22 protein-coding genes are annotated in these 18,093 nt (G+C 27.6%); 19 read left to right on the top strand and 3 right to left on the bottom strand.

The features are described 5' to 3' along the window. The 14 genes from AYC61_RS12540 (at position 1) to pyrE (ending at position 10,493) form a co-directional block, all read left to right on the top strand. Entirely contained in the window at positions 1-279 is a 279-nt protein-coding gene (locus AYC61_RS12540; protein ID WP_066502858.1) for a YggT family protein, read from the top strand. Between the two features lie 4 nt (positions 280-283). Continuing rightward, on the top strand, positions 284-1,084 hold the full coding sequence (locus AYC61_RS12545) for a YlmH family RNA-binding protein (protein ID WP_066502860.1): 801 nt from the start codon (positions 284-286) through the stop codon (positions 1,082-1,084). A gap of 14 nt (positions 1,085-1,098) precedes the next feature. After that, complete coding sequence (locus AYC61_RS12550; RefSeq protein WP_066502864.1) at positions 1,099-1,578, top strand: DivIVA domain-containing protein; 480 nt, start codon at positions 1,099-1,101, stop codon at positions 1,576-1,578. A 222-nt stretch (positions 1,579-1,800) separates the two neighbouring features. After that, entirely contained in the window at positions 1,801-2,607 is an 807-nt protein-coding gene (gene aroF, locus AYC61_RS12555; RefSeq protein ID WP_066502866.1) for a 3-deoxy-7-phosphoheptulonate synthase, read from the top strand. Between the two features lie 95 nt (positions 2,608-2,702). Next, entirely contained in the window at positions 2,703-2,996 is a 294-nt protein-coding gene (locus tag AYC61_RS12560; RefSeq protein ID WP_066502868.1) for a DUF5665 domain-containing protein, read from the top strand. Further along, the gene (locus AYC61_RS12565) at positions 2,996-3,601 is read left to right on the top strand and encodes a TraR/DksA C4-type zinc finger protein (protein ID WP_066502870.1); all 606 of its coding nucleotides are present in this window, start codon (positions 2,996-2,998) and stop codon (positions 3,599-3,601) included. Before AYC61_RS12560 ends, AYC61_RS12565 begins: the two co-directional genes overlap by 1 nt. Before the next feature lie 155 nt (positions 3,602-3,756). Beyond that, the gene (gene lspA, locus AYC61_RS12570) at positions 3,757-4,212 is read left to right on the top strand and encodes a signal peptidase II (RefSeq protein WP_066502872.1); all 456 of its coding nucleotides are present in this window, start codon (positions 3,757-3,759) and stop codon (positions 4,210-4,212) included. A 4-nt stretch (positions 4,213-4,216) separates the two neighbouring features. Continuing rightward, positions 4,217-5,134, top strand: coding sequence for an RluA family pseudouridine synthase (locus tag AYC61_RS12575; protein ID WP_066502875.1), 918 nt, complete (start codon positions 4,217-4,219; stop codon positions 5,132-5,134). A 137-nt stretch (positions 5,135-5,271) separates the two neighbouring features. Then, positions 5,272-5,808, top strand: a complete 537-nt coding sequence (gene pyrR, locus AYC61_RS12580) for a bifunctional pyr operon transcriptional regulator/uracil phosphoribosyltransferase PyrR (RefSeq protein ID WP_156456454.1) — start codon at positions 5,272-5,274, stop codon at positions 5,806-5,808. A gap of 214 nt (positions 5,809-6,022) precedes the next feature. After that, a complete protein-coding gene (locus tag AYC61_RS12585; protein WP_066502878.1) occupies positions 6,023-7,294 on the top strand; it encodes a dihydroorotase in 1,272 nt (423 codons plus the stop codon). A gap of 4 nt (positions 7,295-7,298) precedes the next feature. Next, complete coding sequence (pyrF, locus tag AYC61_RS12590) at positions 7,299-8,210, top strand: orotidine-5'-phosphate decarboxylase (protein ID WP_066502881.1); 912 nt, start codon at positions 7,299-7,301, stop codon at positions 8,208-8,210. Positions 8,211-8,218: 8 nt separating this feature from the next. Then, positions 8,219-8,974 carry a dihydroorotate dehydrogenase electron transfer subunit gene (locus AYC61_RS12595; protein ID WP_066502884.1) on the top strand — a complete coding sequence of 252 codons (756 nt, stop codon included), beginning with the start codon at positions 8,219-8,221 and terminating at the stop codon, positions 8,972-8,974. Further along, positions 8,974-9,894 carry a dihydroorotate dehydrogenase gene (locus AYC61_RS12600; protein WP_066502887.1) on the top strand — a complete coding sequence of 307 codons (921 nt, stop codon included), beginning with the start codon at positions 8,974-8,976 and terminating at the stop codon, positions 9,892-9,894. Before AYC61_RS12595 ends, AYC61_RS12600 begins: the two co-directional genes overlap by 1 nt. A gap of 20 nt (positions 9,895-9,914) precedes the next feature. Further along, positions 9,915-10,493, top strand: a complete 579-nt coding sequence (gene pyrE / locus AYC61_RS12605) for an orotate phosphoribosyltransferase (RefSeq protein ID WP_066502890.1) — start codon at positions 9,915-9,917, stop codon at positions 10,491-10,493. Positions 10,494-10,897: 404 nt separating this feature from the next. On the opposite strand, the gene AYC61_RS12610 is transcribed toward pyrE, so the two are convergent. Beyond that, positions 10,898-11,161 carry a hypothetical protein gene (locus tag AYC61_RS12610; RefSeq protein ID WP_066502897.1) on the bottom strand — a complete coding sequence of 88 codons (264 nt, stop codon included), beginning with the start codon at positions 11,159-11,161 and terminating at the stop codon, positions 10,898-10,900. Between the two features lie 137 nt (positions 11,162-11,298). On the opposite strand from AYC61_RS12610, the gene AYC61_RS12615 reads away from it, so the two are divergent. The 4 genes from AYC61_RS12615 (at position 11,299) to AYC61_RS12625 (ending at position 13,668) form a co-directional block, all read left to right on the top strand. After that, on the top strand, positions 11,299-11,796 hold the full coding sequence (locus AYC61_RS12615) for a GNAT family N-acetyltransferase (protein WP_066502900.1): 498 nt from the start codon (positions 11,299-11,301) through the stop codon (positions 11,794-11,796). A 196-nt stretch (positions 11,797-11,992) separates the two neighbouring features. Then, positions 11,993-12,124 carry a hypothetical protein gene (locus AYC61_RS22075; protein ID WP_275935247.1) on the top strand — a complete coding sequence of 44 codons (132 nt, stop codon included), beginning with the start codon at positions 11,993-11,995 and terminating at the stop codon, positions 12,122-12,124. Positions 12,125-12,148: 24 nt separating this feature from the next. Beyond that, positions 12,149-12,616 carry a GNAT family N-acetyltransferase gene (locus tag AYC61_RS12620; protein ID WP_066502902.1) on the top strand — a complete coding sequence of 156 codons (468 nt, stop codon included), beginning with the start codon at positions 12,149-12,151 and terminating at the stop codon, positions 12,614-12,616. A gap of 191 nt (positions 12,617-12,807) precedes the next feature. After that, a complete protein-coding gene (locus tag AYC61_RS12625) occupies positions 12,808-13,668 on the top strand; it encodes a phosphatase PAP2 family protein (protein ID WP_066502909.1) in 861 nt (286 codons plus the stop codon). A 74-nt stretch (positions 13,669-13,742) separates the two neighbouring features. Here AYC61_RS12625 and AYC61_RS12630 read toward each other — a convergent pair whose 3' ends face one another. Both AYC61_RS12630 and AYC61_RS12635 read right to left on the bottom strand, forming a co-directional pair. After that, positions 13,743-15,515: an Rqc2 family fibronectin-binding protein gene (locus tag AYC61_RS12630; RefSeq protein WP_066502912.1), complete on the bottom strand. Its 1,773-nt coding sequence runs from the start codon at positions 15,513-15,515 to the stop codon at positions 13,743-13,745. A gap of 58 nt (positions 15,516-15,573) precedes the next feature. Continuing rightward, the gene (locus tag AYC61_RS12635; RefSeq protein ID WP_066502914.1) at positions 15,574-16,716 is read right to left on the bottom strand and encodes a M20 metallopeptidase family protein; all 1,143 of its coding nucleotides are present in this window, start codon (positions 16,714-16,716) and stop codon (positions 15,574-15,576) included. Between the two features lie 484 nt (positions 16,717-17,200). On the opposite strand from AYC61_RS12635, the gene AYC61_RS12640 reads away from it, so the two are divergent. After that, entirely contained in the window at positions 17,201-18,082 is an 882-nt protein-coding gene (locus AYC61_RS12640; protein WP_066502916.1) for a YicC/YloC family endoribonuclease, read from the top strand. Positions 18,083-18,093 lie beyond the last annotated feature (11 nt).

The raw sequence follows: 18,093 nt of genomic DNA on the forward strand, positions 1-18,093 counted from the left end.
TTGAGTGGTAGTAGAATATTGATAATAAGAGCTGTAGATATTTTTATAGAGGTAATAAAATATTTAATAATAGCAAGGATTTTTGCAGGAATTTTGTTTAGAGATAGACAACATCCAATAATGAGTTTTTTATATCAAATTACAGAACCAATTTTAGAACCATTTAGGAAATTAATTTATAAGTTTAACATAAATACAGGTATGTTTGATTTTTCACCGTTATTAGCTTTTTTGTTTTTAGAAATTATAGAGAATTTAATCATAAGGATGCTTTATTAATAAAATGGGAAAATTAAAGAATAAATCAGATTATTTAAATCATATAAATGATAAAGATCAAATAATAACTATGAGAAAAATTATTGACAAAATAGATAGAGTAATAACTAATCGAGTAGTTGAAAGCACAGATTTTTTAGACCCTTATCAAAGAAGACTAAGTTTTTCAATTTTGAATAGATTTCCAGAAATAGCTTATTATGAAGATGGTGGATATGATAATACTGAAAGAAAGATGATAATAATTCATCCTTCTTATATTGAAAAAAGTTCAATAGATAAGTATGCATATCCAATTAAATTCGTGATGAAGGGAGATTTTGAAAATATTAGTCATAGAGATTGTCTAGGGTCTTTGTTGTCTTTAGGTTTAAAAAGAGAAAAAGTTGGGGATATATTTATACTGGATAGACTTATTTATGTATTTTTACATAAGGATGTCTATGATTACGTACAATATAATATGAAGAAAATAAAAAACACTACAGTTATAGCAGAATATGTAAACGGAAACGATATAATAATTAAAGAAAATGATGATTTTTTGGTTTCAACAATTAATATCACATCCTTAAGATTAGATAATGTTGTTAGTTCTTCTTTTAATATATCTAGAGCTGATAGCGTTCGATATATTAGAAATGGTTATACCAAAGTGAATTGGCAACCCATATTACAACCATCACGAAATATTGAAAATGGAGATTTATTATCTTTAAGGTCTAAAGGAAGGGTTTTAATCGAAGAAATACTTGGTACAACCAAAAAAGGAAGAATAAGACTAAAAATAAAAAAATATCTGTAGCGGAGGGAAGATTTATGTTAACACCATTGGATATTCAAAAGAAGGAGTTTTCTGTAGGATTTAGAGGGTATAAAGTATCTGAAGTTGAAAGTTTTTTAGACGAAATTATAAGTGATTATGAAAAAATTTGTAATGAAAATATTGATTTAAAAGAAAAAATAGAGAATATGAATAAACGTTTAAGTCAATATGAAACTATTGAAGAAACCCTACAAAATACTTTGGTAGTTGCTCAAAAAACTGCTGAAGATGTAAATATAAATGCTAAGCATAAGTATGAACATATTATAAATGAAGCTAAAGAAAAAGCTAGAAAGATTATTGCTGATGCTAACAACGAAGTAGTAGATATGCAAAGACAATATGATGATATCCGAAAAGAAGCACTCATGTTTAAAGCTAAATTTAAATCATTGCTTACATCGCAATTGGAAGCAACAGATAGCTATTATAATATAAATGATATGAATAACGAATTAACAAGGTTTAAGTAATAAAATTGAATATTTAATAAAAAACAAAAGTTTTTTCATTGAATAAATGCATTGTTCAGCGTATAATGAACAGTGTATTTGTTTTTTTGTACTGTTAATTCTGATTATTAACAAAATATAAATATCATAAGAAGAAACAAAATTCACGAAGTAATCAAGCATAATTTATTTTTAATTTAAGGATAAAATATAAATAAGGATATTTTTTTGGGAGGATTTTTAATGGAGCTAAAGCTAATAAAGTATGATGAACATAACTTAAAAAGTATTGATTTAGGTGATGGTTTAAAAATAGATAGAAATAATATTAGTTTAATAGCTGGACCATGTTCAGTTGAAAGTAAAGATCAAATTTTAGAAGTTGCAGAGTTTTTAAATAAATTGAATATTAAAATCATGAGAGGTGGAGCTTTCAAACCTAGAACTTCTCCATATTCTTTTCAAGGACTAGGTTTTGAAGGTTTGAAATATTTGAGAGAAGCTGGAGATAAATATAAATTAAAAATTGTGTCTGAAATTATTGACCCAAGAGATGTTGAAACAGCACATGATTATGTAGATATCTATCAAATTGGATCAAGAAACATGCAAAATTTTAGCCTTCTTAAGGAAATAGGAGCTTCAGATAAACCAGTTCTTTTAAAAAGAGGTATGAATGCTACTATTAGTGAATGGTTAATGGCAGCGGAATATATAGCTTTGGAGGGTAATGACAATATAATTCTATGTGAGAGAGGTATAAGAACATTTGAAGATTATACAAGAAATACTTTAGATTTAACCGCTGTAGCTGTAGCTAAAGAATTAAGTAGATTACCAGTTATTGTTGATCCTAGTCATGGGACAGGAAGAAGAGAACTAGTAATACCAATGTCAAAAACAGCAGCTGTATTAGCAGATGGTTTAATAGTTGAAATGCATAAAAATCCAGATGAGGCTGTTTCAGATGGTTTTCAATCATTAGATTTTAATCAAACTAAAAAACTTGTTGATGAAATAAAGAAAATCAATGATTGTATAAGATATTAGTAATTAACTCTTCTTGGTTTATTTTCTAAGTAAAAACGAATTAAAAATTCATAATTAGTTTTTATATGGGGAAAATACATTGAGAGGGGAAGATTATGAATGAAGATTTCAAGATGAATATAAATGAAAAACTGGATAAAATATCAAAGCAGCTTGAAAAGTCAAAAATTTCTGAATATGTAGATATTATGAACAATCGAAAGAGATTGCTATACATAAATTTTCTAGGTGGATTAGTAAGAGGCTTTGGTATGGCAATTGGTTTTACTTTGCTTGGAGCATTGGCTCTTTATATTTTAAATAAAATGATAACGTGGAATCTTCCTGTAATAGGTGGTTTTATTTCTGATATTGTTAAAATTGTGCAAGAGAACCTAGGAGGTTACTAATGGACAAAATACAATTAGATAAGTATAAGGAATTGTTATTAAGAGAAAAAAATAGACTGTTAAGTACTATAAATGAAATCAATATAAATGATCTAGGTGGATCACTTAAAGAATTTAACAGTGAGCTATCTTCCTATGACAATCATCCAGCCGATATGGGTACAGAAACGTTTATGATGCAGCAAAGTATGAATTTAAAGACAAATGAAATAAATATTTTGCAGGATATTGATAATGCATTAAAAAATATAGATGAAGGAACGTATGGTCTTTGCAGTAAATGCGGAAAAGAGATTGAAAATGAAAGACTAGATGTACTGCCCTATGTAGATACTTGTAAGCATTGTATGGATAAAGAAGATATAAAAGAAAAGAATTTTAGACCTGTTGAGGAAGGAGTATTGGGATTTCCATTTTCAAGGATGCGCAGTATTATAACTGAAAAAGTAGGAGTAGATGGTGAAGATATACATCAAGATGTTTTAAAATTCAATAAAATGAATCTTGATTTAGCTCAAACAGGTGATAATCAAGGAGTTTTTGATGAGTTCAACTCAGGGGCATTAGAAGGTACACATAAAATTATAGATGAAGATAAAATTTAGAATTTATTTTAGGCACTATTTTTATCAAAGATAGTGTCTTATATTTTAATTAATAAAATTAATCGAATTTAGTAGAAAAAATAAATTTACTTTACAGATAAAATACTTTATTATACAATTTAATTTGTAGACTTTACTAAAAGGGGAGAAAATAAGTGTTATATATATATTGTATATTGATAGTCATAATTGACCAAGTTTCTAAGCAATATTTTGTTAATTTATTAAGTGGTGGCAAAACAATACAATTGATAGGAGATTTCTTACAGCTAAACTATGTTGAAAATTACGGAGCTGCTTTTGGTATACTTCAAAATAAAAAGATATTTTTTATTATAATAACTGTTGTAGTACTATCATTTATTATCTACTTTATTAAAAGATATAATGTAAATTTTTGGACAAAATTTTCATTAACAATGATTATTGCTGGAGCAATAGGAAATCTAATAGATAGAGTTAGATTAAGTTATGTAATAGATTTTATAGATGTAAAATTTGGTATATTATATGATTTTCCAGTATTCAACATAGCTGATAGTTTTATTGTTGTTGGTACGATATTATTAGCTTATTTAGTTTTAACTAATAAGTATATGATGAAAGAGTGATTAGATGGATAAAATTAAAATAGTTGTTTCTGAAGATGATACTGGTAGACTTGATAGTTTTTTATCTAGTAAAATAGATGGAGCATCAAGGTCTTTTGTGCAAAAGCTTATAAAAGAAAGAAATGTGAAAGTAAATGATAAATTTAAAAAACCTAAATACTCAGTAAGTACCAATGATATAGTTGAAATTGAAATGCCTGAACCAAAAGAATTAGAGATAGTACCTGAAAATATTGATATAGATATAGTATACGAAGATGAAGATGTTGCAGTAGTATACAAACCTCAAGGAATGGTTGTACATCCTGCATGTGGACATTATTCAGGCACACTTGTGAATGCACTGCTTTACCATTTAAGTGATTTGTCTACTATTAATGGTGTTATCAGACCTGGTATAGTACATAGGATAGATAAAGATACATCTGGGCTTTTGATGATTGCCAAAAATGACTTTGCTCATAATGAATTATCAATACAGCTAAAAGATCATACTATAACTAGAAAATATTATGCTTTAGTCAATGGTAAGATTACTAAAGAGAAGATAAATATAGATTTACCAATAGGAAGACATCCTGTAGATAGAATGAAAATGGCTGTAGTAGAGAAAAATTCAAAAAGAGCAGTTACTCATATTACAGTATTAGAGAGATTTAAAAATCATACTCTAGTTCAGGCACAGCTTGAAACGGGTAGAACGCATCAAATAAGGGTGCATATGGCATATATAAAATACCCGATAGTAGGAGACCCTGTGTATGGCATAAAAAAGCCAAAATTTAATTTAGAAGGACAATTACTTCATGCCAAAGTTATTGGCTTTATTCATCCTAGAACAAAAAAATATATGGAGTTTGATTCTGAGTTAACAGATAGCTTTAAACATGTTTTATCAGTATTGAGGAAAAATAATATCTAGACAAAGCAAGAATATTATGCTATCATTATGTAAATTGATAAATCCTTTAAATCAACACGAGATGTTGATAAGGGCAAATTGTTTTGACCCTATTTTGTAGGGTTAATTATATGTTAAAGTTCTTTGGGGGTGTAGTTTTGAAAACAAAAACAGTTATTATGGATGAGAAGGCGATTCAAAGAGCTACAACTAGAATATCTCATGAAATAATTGAAAATAATAAAGGTATAAATGATGTTATACTTATTGGTATAAAAACTAGAGGAATTCCTTTTGCTCAAAGAATAGCTAAAAAGATTAAAAGTATAGAGGGGCAGGAAGTTCAAGTATTGACACTAGATATAACTTTATATAGAGATGATTTATCAGAAATAGATGATAAACCTGTAGTAGCAGTAGGCAAATTTGATTTTGATATTACTGATAAAGTTGTAGTATTAGTTGATGATGTTTTATATACAGGAAGAACTGTAAGAGCTGCTTTAGATGCTATTGTAGACAATGGTAGACCTAATAAAGTTCAATTAGCAGTCTTGATTGATAGAGGGCATAGAGAGTTGCCTATAAGACCTGATTACATAGGTAAAAATGTTCCAACATCAAAAAAAGAAATTGTAAGTGTTAAATTTGTTGAAACAGATGAAATTGATACAGTAATAATAAATGAAATATAATTTTTACTTTATGAAATAAATGTACCTTTTAATTCAGTCCTGTGAGGCTGGAAAAGGGAGATGAATTCTCCCTCCTTAAAAAAATAGAGGAGGTTTTATTATGTCTAATTATGTTGAGATGATTGAAAATAGAATAGTTTATTTAAATAAAAAGGATAATATATAGTTGTTTGCAACTATGGTTATCCTTTTTTTGATGTGAAGGAGTGGGTTTATGAATACTTTTATTAAAGACGGTATATTTGTGAATATGGAAGAGAAAATATTTGAGAGAAAAGATATAAGAATTGAAAATGGTATTGTTACAGAAATAGGCAATATAGAGAAAAGAGATAATGAGCAATTAATAGATGCTAAAGGCTTACATATTCTACCAGGGCTATTTGATATGCATGTACATTTTAGAGAACCTGGTTATGAATATAAAGAAACAATAAAGACAGGTTCATTAGCAGCTGCAAAAGGCGGTTTTACTGGTGTACTTACTATGCCAAATACAAAACCTGTAATAGATAATGTTGAGATATTACAAAAGTTAAATGATATTATTACAAAAGATAGTATTGTAGATATTTTTCCAGCGGTAGCAGTAACGATAGATCAAAAAGGTGAGTGTTTAAGTAAGTTTGAAAGTCTAAAAAAAGCAGGAGCATATGCTTTATCAGATGATGGGCAGCCTGTTATGGACGAGAAGGTTATGGAAAAATCCTTAGCTTTATCAAAACAAATTAATTTTCCAGTATTGATACATAGTGAAGACAAAAGATTTGTCAATAATGGCTGTATAAATGAAGGCATTGTATCAAAAAAATTGGATGTTAGAGGTATATCACCTAAAGCTGAGTATGAAATGATAAATAGAGATGTTATGCTTGCTGAAAAATTAAATACACCTATTCACATGTGTCATGTTAGTACTAAAGAATCAGTTCAGATTATTAGAGATGCAAAGAAAAAAGGGATAAAGGTAACATGTGAAGCTGCACCACATCATTTTTATGCTGATGAAAGTATGGTGTTAGAGAAAAAATCTATTGCAAAAGTAAATCCACCTCTTAGAACTATTGAAGATGTACAAGAAATAATAAAAGGATTACAAGATGGTACTATTGATGCAATAGCTACTGATCATGCTCCACATTCTAAAGAAGAAAAAGCAAAAAATCTATATGATGCTCCTTTTGGAATTTCAGGAATAGAACTTGCGTTACCACTTACGATTACTAAATTGATGAATAACAAAATAGATATATACCAAATAATAGAATTGATGTGCATTAATCCGAGAAAAATATTAGGGTTAGATGATGGTTTAATTAAAATTGGAAGAGAAGCAAGTATAACTTTAGTTGATATGGAAAAAACTCAATTAATAACAGAGGAAAGTTTAGTTTCTAAGGGGAAAAATACGCCTTTTATTGGCGAAACGCTTCAGGGAATTGTCGAGTATACAATATTAAGAGAGAAAGTTATTTATAGGAGGTAGAAGTATGTTTGTTGACAAATTAATTGAAAATATAATAGCAAAAAAGAATCATAGTGTTGTAGGATTAGATCCAAGAATCAATTTTGTACCAAAGCATATACAAGAAAAATATGAAAATACAAAAGAAGGTCAATGCTTAGCAATATTAGATTTTAATAAAATTATTATTGATAGTATAAAAGATATAGTAGCATGTGTAAAGCCTCAAATTGCGTTTTATGAAGCATATGGATTACAAGGGTTAGAAGTATTTGCTGAAACCGTAAACTATGCTAAAGAAAACGGATTAGTTATAATAGCAGACATAAAAAGAGGAGATATTGGGTCAACAGCTTCAGCATATGCAAAGGCGTATTTTGGAGGAGGATATGTAGATGTAGATTCAGTTACTTTAAATCCTTACTTAGGTATAGATTCAATAAAACCATTTTTAGACTACTGTGACAAAGATAAAGGGGTATTCATATTAGATAAAACATCTAATAAAAGTTCAGGTGATATTCAAGACTTAGAAAGTGATAATAAACATATTTATGAATTAGTAGGGAAGTATATTAATTCATGGGGAGAAGCTTACAAGGGTAAATTTGGTTATAGCAGTGTAGGTGCTGTAGTAGGTGCAACATATCCTAAAGAGATGAAAGTTCTTAGAGAAATAATGAGTAAAAGTTATATATTAGTACCAGGTTATGGAGCTCAAGGTGGAACTGCAAAAGATATCGTAGACTGTTTCAATGAAGATGGCTTAGGAGCTGTAGTGAATTCTTCAAGAGGTATAATAGCAGCTCATACAAAAGAAGAAAATTTAAACAAATATAGCGAAAAAGAGTTCCATTATTGTATTAGAGAAGCAGCGATAAATATGAGAGATAGTATTAATGACGAACTAGCTAAACATAATAAAATTGCATGGTAGGTGATTAAATGAAGTTTATGGAGTTATGTGAGATTATCGAGAATAAAGAGATTGTAAATGGAATATATAAAATGGAATTTAGCACTGATAAGATTGCAAAAGAATCTAAGGCTGGTCAATTTTTACAGATAAAAGTAAATGGATTAATAGACCCTCTTTTAAGAAGACCAATCAGTATAAATGAAATAAAAGAAAATAACTTAATAATTTATTACAAAGTAGTAGGTAAAGGAACTGATTTACTAACGCAAATTAAAAAAGGCGATCATTTAGATGTGATTGGACCTTTAGGTAATGGATTTGATACTTCGTATAAAGACTTGAAAATAGCTATAGTTGGTGGAGGAATCGGTATAGCACCTTTATTAGAAACTGCAAAAGTATTGTCTACAAAAAATAATATTGACACATATCTTGGATTTAATGATGATGTTTATTTATGTGAGGAGTTTAAGTGTGTAAGTGGTGAAGTTAAGTTATCTACTGTAACTGGTAAAGTTGGGCATAAAGGTTATATAACTGAGGTACTATTAGAAGATATGAAAAAATATGACATGATAATAGCTTGCGGTCCTGCTTTGATGCTAAAGGAAGTAAAAAGAATTTCAGAAGAGTTTAATGCTCCATGTCAATTATCATTAGAGGAAAGAATGGGATGTGGATTTGGAGCATGTGTTGGATGTTCTATTGAGACAACAGATAATCAAATGAAGAAAGTATGTGTAGATGGACCTGTATTTTTAGCAAGTGAGGTGAATATATAATGAATAATAATATTGATATTAGCTTTAAAATGAAAGATTTATTGTTTGATAATCCAATATTTACAGCATCAGGAACTTTTGGATTTGGACATGAGTTTGATGATTTTATAGATATTAGCAAAATCGGGGGAGTTGTTGTAAAAGGATTGACGCTAGAGCCGAGAAAAGGAAATAAACTGCCTAGAATTGCTGAAACAGCTAGTGGAATGCTTAATAGTGTTGGACTTGAAAATCCCGGAGTAAATAAATTTATAGAAGAAACACTTCCACGATTAAAGGAGAAAAAAGTAAAAGTAATTGCTAATATTGCTGGGAATACTATAGATGAATATTGCAAAATGGCAGAAATAGTAAATACTTCTGAATGTGATGCTGTAGAAATGAATATTTCATGTCCTAATGTAAAGCAAGGTGGTGTAGCATTTGGTACTAACCCAGATGTAGTATATGAGATAACAAAACAAGTTAGAGCATGTTTGGATAAGCCATTAATAGTAAAGCTATCACCTAATGTAACAGATATTAAAGAAATAGCTGTTAAAGCAGAAGAGGGTGGAGCTGACTGTATAAGTCTTATAAACACGCTTATTGGTATGGCTGTCGATATAAAGACTAAAAAGCCAATTTTAAATAATGTAATAGGAGGTTTATCAGGTCCAGCTATAAAACCAGTAGCACTTAGGTTGATATGGGAGACTAGTAAAGTCGTCAATATTCCGATAATAGGAATGGGTGGAGTTAGAAGTATTGAAGATGTTATAGAATTTATGCTAGTAGGAGCTAGTGCAGTAGCTATAGGAACATCAAATTTTGTAAATCCGAAAGTTACAGTAGAGTTAGTAGAAGAACTTAGAGAGTATTTAAAATCAAATAAGTATACAAGTTGTAAAGATATCATAGGAAAATTAAAATTAAATTAGATTAAGAGGAGGAAAATATTATGAAAAGAGAAGAGATAATTAATATTTTTAAAGAAGCAGGAGTTTTATTAGAGGGACATTTTTTATTAACATCAGGTAGACATTCAAAACAATACTTACAATGTGCTAAATTATTTCAATATCCTAAGTATTCAGAAGTTATATCAAAAGAATTAGCAGATAAATTTAAGGATGCAGAGATAGATGTAGTAATTGGACCAGCTATAGGTGGAATAATATTAGCTTATGAAGTAGCAAATCAGCTTAATGTAAAAAACTTGTTTGCTGAAAGAGAAAATGGACAAATGACTCTTAGAAGAGGTTTTTCAATAAATGAAGGAGATAAAGTTTTAGTAGTAGAGGATGTAGTAACTACAGGTGGTTCAGTAAAAGAGGTTATAGATATAGTAAAAGAAATGAAAGGTGAAGTAGTAGGAGTAGGTAGTGTTGTAGATAGAAGCTCAAACAATAGAAAATTTGATGAAGAATTAAAATCTGTAATAAAATTTGAGATTGAAACATTTTCTAGTGATGAATGTCCAATGTGTAAAGAAAATATACCAGTTGTAAAGCCTGGTAGTAGGAAAGTTTTTAAATAAGATAAGATTATGGAAATTCATTACTTTTATAACAAATAAATTGGGCTTTATAGCCCTTTTTTTATTACATAGGAAGTATATCTTTAGAATGGATTAATATTTAACTCTAATTATTCATATAACGGATTTTCAGCATACCTAGCTAAAAGCCTTAATAAGTTATTGACACTAAATAAATTTGGGTCCTTGGCTCATAACTCAGAAATTCATAGAATATTATCAGGGTTTAAGTTGTTTAGGGTAAAATTAACTATAAATAATAAATATCTATGGATTATTTGATAGTATGATATAATTTGATTAATCATACTATTGTTTATTAATGAGATGTTAATAAATTAATATAAATAAAGAATATTTTTATTAAAGAAAAAGAGCTATTAGCTCAAATTATTATATAATTATTATTTTATTGAAGCTTGTTTTAATTTGAATATTTCACTTTCATTCTCAATTTGCTTTTTAAGAACAAATTTAAGAGTATATTTTATCTCGCTTAAATCCTTTTTGGTTTGAGCTTTAAATTCGGTTAAATCAGCTGTCTGATTAACTACTGCGTTTAGAGTGGTTTTCACATTTGACATAGCAGTTTTTATTTCAGATATATCTTCTTTCATGTCTTTTTGATTATCCAATATTTGATATAAGATATTTTCTATATTTCCCATGAAATCAAACCCTTCATACTTTATTAAGTATATTATAGCAAAATTTTAGGGCATAAAGCACGTTAAATTCGAATGAAATAATTATGAAAATGTAAAAGGGTAGAAAATTTAAATTAATAATGTGAGGAGTGATTAAGTTGTTAAATATCTATACAGAAAGATTAGAATTAAAAGCGTTATCTTATGATTTTTTATGTGCCATAATGAATAATGATAAAATAATTATAGAAGATATGGGATACAAAATGGATAAAAATTGGCCAAGTGAAGATATAATAAGTGCATTTCCTTATTTTGAGCAAAAGATGAAAAATAAGCAGATAGACGGCTTTGATATTTGGATGATTATAAAAAAAGACAGTGGTACAATTATTGGAGATATTGGATTTAAAGGAGAACCTAATGAACTTGGAGAAATAGAAATAGGTTATGCAATAGTTAAAGATGAGAGATGTAAAGGATATTGTTTTGAGGCTGTACAAGCATTGATTAACTGGGCATTTAAGCATGAAAAGGTTAAATGCATTAAAGCTGAGTGTTTGATTGATAATATGCCATCAAAGAGAGTTTTAGAGAAAGTTGGTATGACAGAATTAAAGAGAGATAATAAATTTATATATTGGGAGGTTAGATGAGGAGGGAAGTATATTAAATAAAAATTTTATAAGGAATTATTATATGAAATTAGACAAAATTAAAGAATCTAAATATGGATTTGCTTCAGTAATAATTTGTATAATAGTAGTTGTTGTAGGTGTTATTATATCATATTAAGATATTTTTAATGAGAAAGTATCTTTTAGTAAAACAGATTTATACATAACATATTGTTTGATTATTGGAAATATCATAGGCGTTATTTTAGGAATAGTTGGTGTTATAAAGAAAGAAAAGCATTATGAAATAGATGGATTGATTTTAAATGGTATTTTGTTAATTAAATTTATAATATTGCAGTTATGATAATTATTTATGAGGAGTGAAATTATGAATATAGAATATTTAGAAGGTAAGGATGAATTGCTTGATGATCTAGGATTTTTATGGGAAAAGCTTAATGACTTACATAAGGCTAAATCCAAATTTTTCTCTGAAAGATTTGATAAATTTAATTTCAAAGATAGAAAAGTTGGAATAATAAAAAAAGGAAGTAGTGGAGATATAAAAGTAATTTTAGTAAAGGATAAAACAAAGGATAAATATATAGGATACTCAATAAGTACAATAGACGAAAACAATATTGGTGGGATAGAATCTATATATATAGATTCAGAATACAGGAAATGTGGTATAGGTGAAAAGCTTATGAAAAGTTCATTAGATTGGTTTAATAATAAAAATGTGAATAAAACCAGGCTTGGCGTTGCTGTAGGAAATGAAGAAGCCTTTTTATTTTATAGAAAATTTGGTTTTTATCCGTTAGTTACTATACTCGAAAGAAAAATTGATGATTAACTTATAAAGTAGTGTGAAGTTGGTAGTAGTATTTTATAAAGAGTATAAACTTAATGAAGAATAATTTTTGTTACTTTAGGGCAAAAGCTCTTATAAATGCATGTATATCATAATATTTCACCTTAAAACATATACTAGAAATATGACATATGATAAAATAGATATACGTTATGTGTAGGAGGATTTTTTTTATGCAAGTTAATATATTATTGTTTTTTCAAAAACTTAGTAACGAGTTTTTAGATAAAATGTTTATAATGATTACAAACTTAGGATCAGAAGTTTTTTATTTTTTAGCAATTGCTTTTATATTCTGGTGTATAAATAAAAAAACAGGAATAAGAATAATGATTGTATTGTTAAGTTCGACTTTACTAAATAATACTATTAAAAATATCTTTAAAACAAAAAGACCTTTTCTAGATGATAGAATAGAGGGAGTATACATAAAATCTGCCAAGGGATATTCTTTTCCTAGTGGACATACTCAAGGTATAACAACATTTTGGTATTATCTAATGAAAAATTATAAAGCTAAATGTGTAAAATATTTGGGATGCGCTATAATACTATTAGTTGGATTATCAAGATTATATTTGCGAGTACATTGGCCAACTGATGTAGTTGGAGGTTTTTGTATAGCAATAATCTTTGTTTTATTTATTGATAAAATTATAAAATATGTAGAGCAAAAACAAATGGGTTTATTGTCAAAAATATTTGTTTTATTATTAAGTAATGCTATTATGCTATTATATATTAGTGAAGATGTAGCTAAAGCATTTGGTGTTTTAACTGGTGCAGTTTTAGGTTATATATTTGAGATAGAATATGTTGATTTTAAGGAGCAAGCATCTTTGTTAAAGCAAATAGTAAAGGTAATTTTAGGTTTAGGGTGTATTTTAATAGTTAAATATTTATTAAAAGAAATTTTTCCAAATGAATTACACTTTCATTATATAAGATATTTTGTAATCGGCATTTTTACAACGTTAATTTTGCCATTTGTATTTGTGAAGCTTAGATTGAGTGGTACTAAAAAATGGTACTAAAAAATTCAAATATTAGTTGACAAAAGCCCAATTTCACATTATTGATAATGTAGAAAATTGGGCTTTGATTATTATTATTTAATCTCTTTAAGATTATTAATAATTTTTTCGTCAGGGGTAACATATATAGTACTATTAGTTTTATAAATAACCATACCTGGTTTAGCACCATTGGGTTTTTTAACATTCTTTTTTAGAGTATAGTCTATTGGTACATTGCTGGATTGATTACCTTTACTATAGTATGCAGCTAATATAGCTGCTTCTATTATTGTTTTCTCAGGTATTTCTGTATTATTAGCTTTTACTATTACATGAGAACCAGCTATTTCTTTAGTATGAAGCCATAAATCTTCTTTTTGAGCTAGTTTTAAGGTAATATAATCATTTTGATTATTATTTTTACCTACGTATATGTCATACCCTTCAGAAGATATATAATGTCGAGGCTTAGTTGCTTCATTTTTCTTTTTCTTTTTAGCCTTTTTCTTAGTTTTTTCCTTAATATATCCTTCGTTTAATAGTTCTTCCTTTATTTCGTCAAGTTCTAAAAGATTAGTACAGTTATTAATACTATATAGTACATTTTCAAGGTATAAAAGCTCCTGTTTAGTTTTTTCAATTTGCTCAGCAGCATAGATAGCTGTGTTTTTTAATTTGTTATATTTTTTATAATATTTCTGTGCATTTTGTGCAGGGTATAATTTTTTATCGAGTTTTATATTTATTATTTCTTGGTTTTCGCTATAGTAATTAATACATTCTAGGTTTGTGTCACCTTTTGATAATTTATAAATATTTGACGTAATTAATTCACCATATATTTTATACTTTTCTCTTTTCTGAGCCTCTAAAACTTGTTGTTGCTGTTTAGCTAATTTCTTCCTGTTTCTTTCAATTTTATTAGTTATATTTTTTCTTAAATCATAAGAACTCTGTTTTATTCTCTCTGACAAATCCCTTTGCGTATAATATGTTTGCAATATTTTGCTCATTGACGTATCAGTTATAAATATATCATTGTGATACTGTTTTAGATTTATAGCTGAAAAAGCTATAATGGTGTCATCATTTTTGACAATTGTAGGTTCATAAGTATTGTTATTGATTTGATTTAACAATTTATCAAATGAAATATTTAATTTATCTAAAGATTTAATATCAAGCTCAGCAATAGGGGTATTATATTCTATACCAGCATCAAAGCATATTTCTCTAGCTACAAGTGGACTTATCCCCATAAAGCTTTTGTATATATATTTATATATTTCTAAGCTATAGTATTCAGTTGGTATATTTGAAAAGAAATTATGGTTAATAGTTGTTAATGGATTTATTTTATTTTGTGATGGTGGTAATGAATAGCTCATTCCAGGGAGAACTTGTCTAATGGTACTTATATCAGGATAGATTCTCTTGATAGCATCTATTATTTTATCACCGTTTTTTTCCACAAGAATTATATTACTGTGTTTACCCATTATTTCTACTATTAATCGTTTTTCGGTAAGCTCACCTAGTTCGTTTACACCTTTAACATCAAAGTAGATAATTCGTTCAAACTCAGGTTGGCTGATGTTTACTATACGCGTACCTTGTAAATGTTTTCTTAAAAGCATACAAAACATAGGAGGGCTTATAGGGTTTGATTTTGAAATATTAGTTAAGTGTATACGTGTATTATTGCTGCTAGCTGATATCAATAATTTATATTTATTTTTTTTACTATGAATATTTAAGTGTATTTCATCCTTTTCAGGCTGATATACTTTATCTATTTTTGCATTGACAAGCTTAGTATTAAATTCATCTACTAAAGCATGAATAACAATTCCATCTAAAGACATTCTTTGAAACCTCCAAAATTTATTAACTCAGATTATTCATATATATGAATAATGAAGTTTAATCAAAAGCATTAAGTTCCTTACATATTTTAATATATACTTCTATTCCCTTAATTAATATTTCTTCATTAAAATTGAAATAGCAACTGTGAAGTGGATAAGTATAACCTAATTCTTCATTTTTAGAACCTAACATGAAAAAGAAACCGGGTACTCTTTCTTGATAATATGAGAAATCTTCTGCTATCATTATTGGTTCTAGTAAGTGTTTTTCATTATTAGTTAAGCATTTGTCTAGGATATCATATAGCGTTTTATCATTAACAACAGGAGGATACATATCTCTATATTCTATATCAATATTAATGTTGTACATTTTTTCTAACCCATCATTTATTGTTGACATTCTTTGCTTTATTAAATCATAAACTTTATTATCAAAAGCTCTGATAGTGCCTTCCATTTTCACAGTATTAGCAATAATATTTCTTGCTTCACCTCCATATATTTTGCCTATAGTTATAACTGAACCTTGATTAGGATTAACATTTCTGCTAACAATACTTTGATAAATTGATATTAGTTGAGATGCTATATATATTCCATCAATTGCAGTATGAGGCATTGCTCCATGTCCACTTTTCGCTCTTATTGTGATATCAAATTCTCCAGTTTTAGCCATTATTGGACCGTAATTAATTCCTATTTTTCCTTCATCTATTGTGGGTAATAGATGGAGTCCAAATATAGCAGAAACGTTGTATTTCTCTAATATTCCAGCTTCTACAATATCTTTAGCACCGCCGGGGCCTTCTTCTGCAGGTTGGAAAATTAAGATTATATTTTTTGTAAATGATTTTATGGTTGAGATATATTTTGCAAAGCCTAGAAGTATGGACATATGTCCATCATGTCCACATGCGTGCATTTTTCCTTCATGTTTTGAACTATAGTCTACTTTTGTTTTTTCTTTTACATTTAGACCGTCCATGTCAGCTCTAAATGCGATAGATTCTAAATTTGGTTGAAAATTCAAATAAGCTATAACACCTGTATTAGCACAAGATTCAAAACTAAAACCATATTCAGTCAATTTCATTTTAACATATTTTGATGTTTTAATTTCTTCAAATCCTGTTTCAGGAATTTCATGAAGAGTTTGTCTGATATTTTTAACTTCTGAAATAAGATTATTTTGCATAATATTACCTCCAATTTTCTACGATAAATATGACGTATTTATATATCTTTATCCTTGATTATTTGCATAACTTAAAATATTATTAAAATATTTTGTGTTCAAGTATAATTATGTTCTATTATAGCATGTATCAATGGTTGTGTAAAAATATAGTTTATAGATTAATATATTTATTATTTATAATTATGAGAAGTGATATATTTGGATTGTAGGATAAGCTATTGCAATTTATGAAAAAATTAGTATTATATCAACAAATAGAGTATAATGTTTATATAAAATTAAATGTTAAGAAATCGTAACAATAGATAGCTTTAATTAATTAAAATGTTGTATTATATTATAGGAGATATAATATGATAAAGATAGATATAACTTAGAATTTTATTAAGTAAGAAGAAAAATTAGCACATAAAGTCTTAAAAATTAGTTTTAGCTAAACGAGTTAACTTGCAAATGAGAATATTTTTTGGAGGATGAAAAAATGATTAAAAGCATGACTGGGTTTGGACGGGGAGAAAGTAGCGATAATAAAAGAAGATTTACTGTAGAAATAAGAGCTATTAACCATAAATATAATGATATAATAGTCAAAAAACCTAAGACTCTAAATTATTTAGAAGAAAGAATAAAGAAAACTGTAAAAGAGAAGATGAGCAGAGGTAGAATAGAAATATTTGTTTCAATGGAAAACATTAGTGATGAAGATGTATTTGTTAAGCCAGATGTATTATTAGCCAAATCTTACAAAAGTGCTTTAGATGTTTTAGCTGATGAGTTAAATATTAATAATGATGTTACCATATCTTCAATTATGAGATTTCAAGATATTTTTAGAATAGAAAAAGCAGAGGAAGACGAGGAAGAAATTTGGTTATGTTTATCTATAGCGGTTAAGAATGCGATAAATGAAGTTTTACATATGAGAACCGTTGAAGGAGAAAAATTAGCTGAAGATATAGTTAATAGATCTAATATAATTAAAGCTTATGTTAAGGAAATAGAAAAATTTTCAGATGAAGTTATTATTGAATATAAGACAAAGCTTAGGGATAGAATAAAAGAACTTCTTGATAATGTTTGTGAAATTGATGAAAACAAGCTTGCTAATGAGGTTGCTTTTTATGCAGATAGAAGTAATATAACTGAAGAAATTGTAAGATTATATAGTCATATTGAACAATTATTAAACACTATAAAATCTGATAAATCCGTTGGAAGAAAATTAGATTTTATTATACAAGAAATGAATAGAGAAGCTAATACTATAGGTTCAAAATCTGCTGATATAAAAATAACTAATTTAGTTGTAGAAATTAAAAGTGAATTAGAAAAAATCAGAGAACAAGTTCAAAATATAGAATAGAGGAGGTAATT

The organism is Abyssisolibacter fermentans, from assembly GCF_001559865.1.
Lineage (GTDB): Bacteria > Bacillota > Clostridia > Tissierellales > MCWD3 > Abyssisolibacter > Abyssisolibacter fermentans.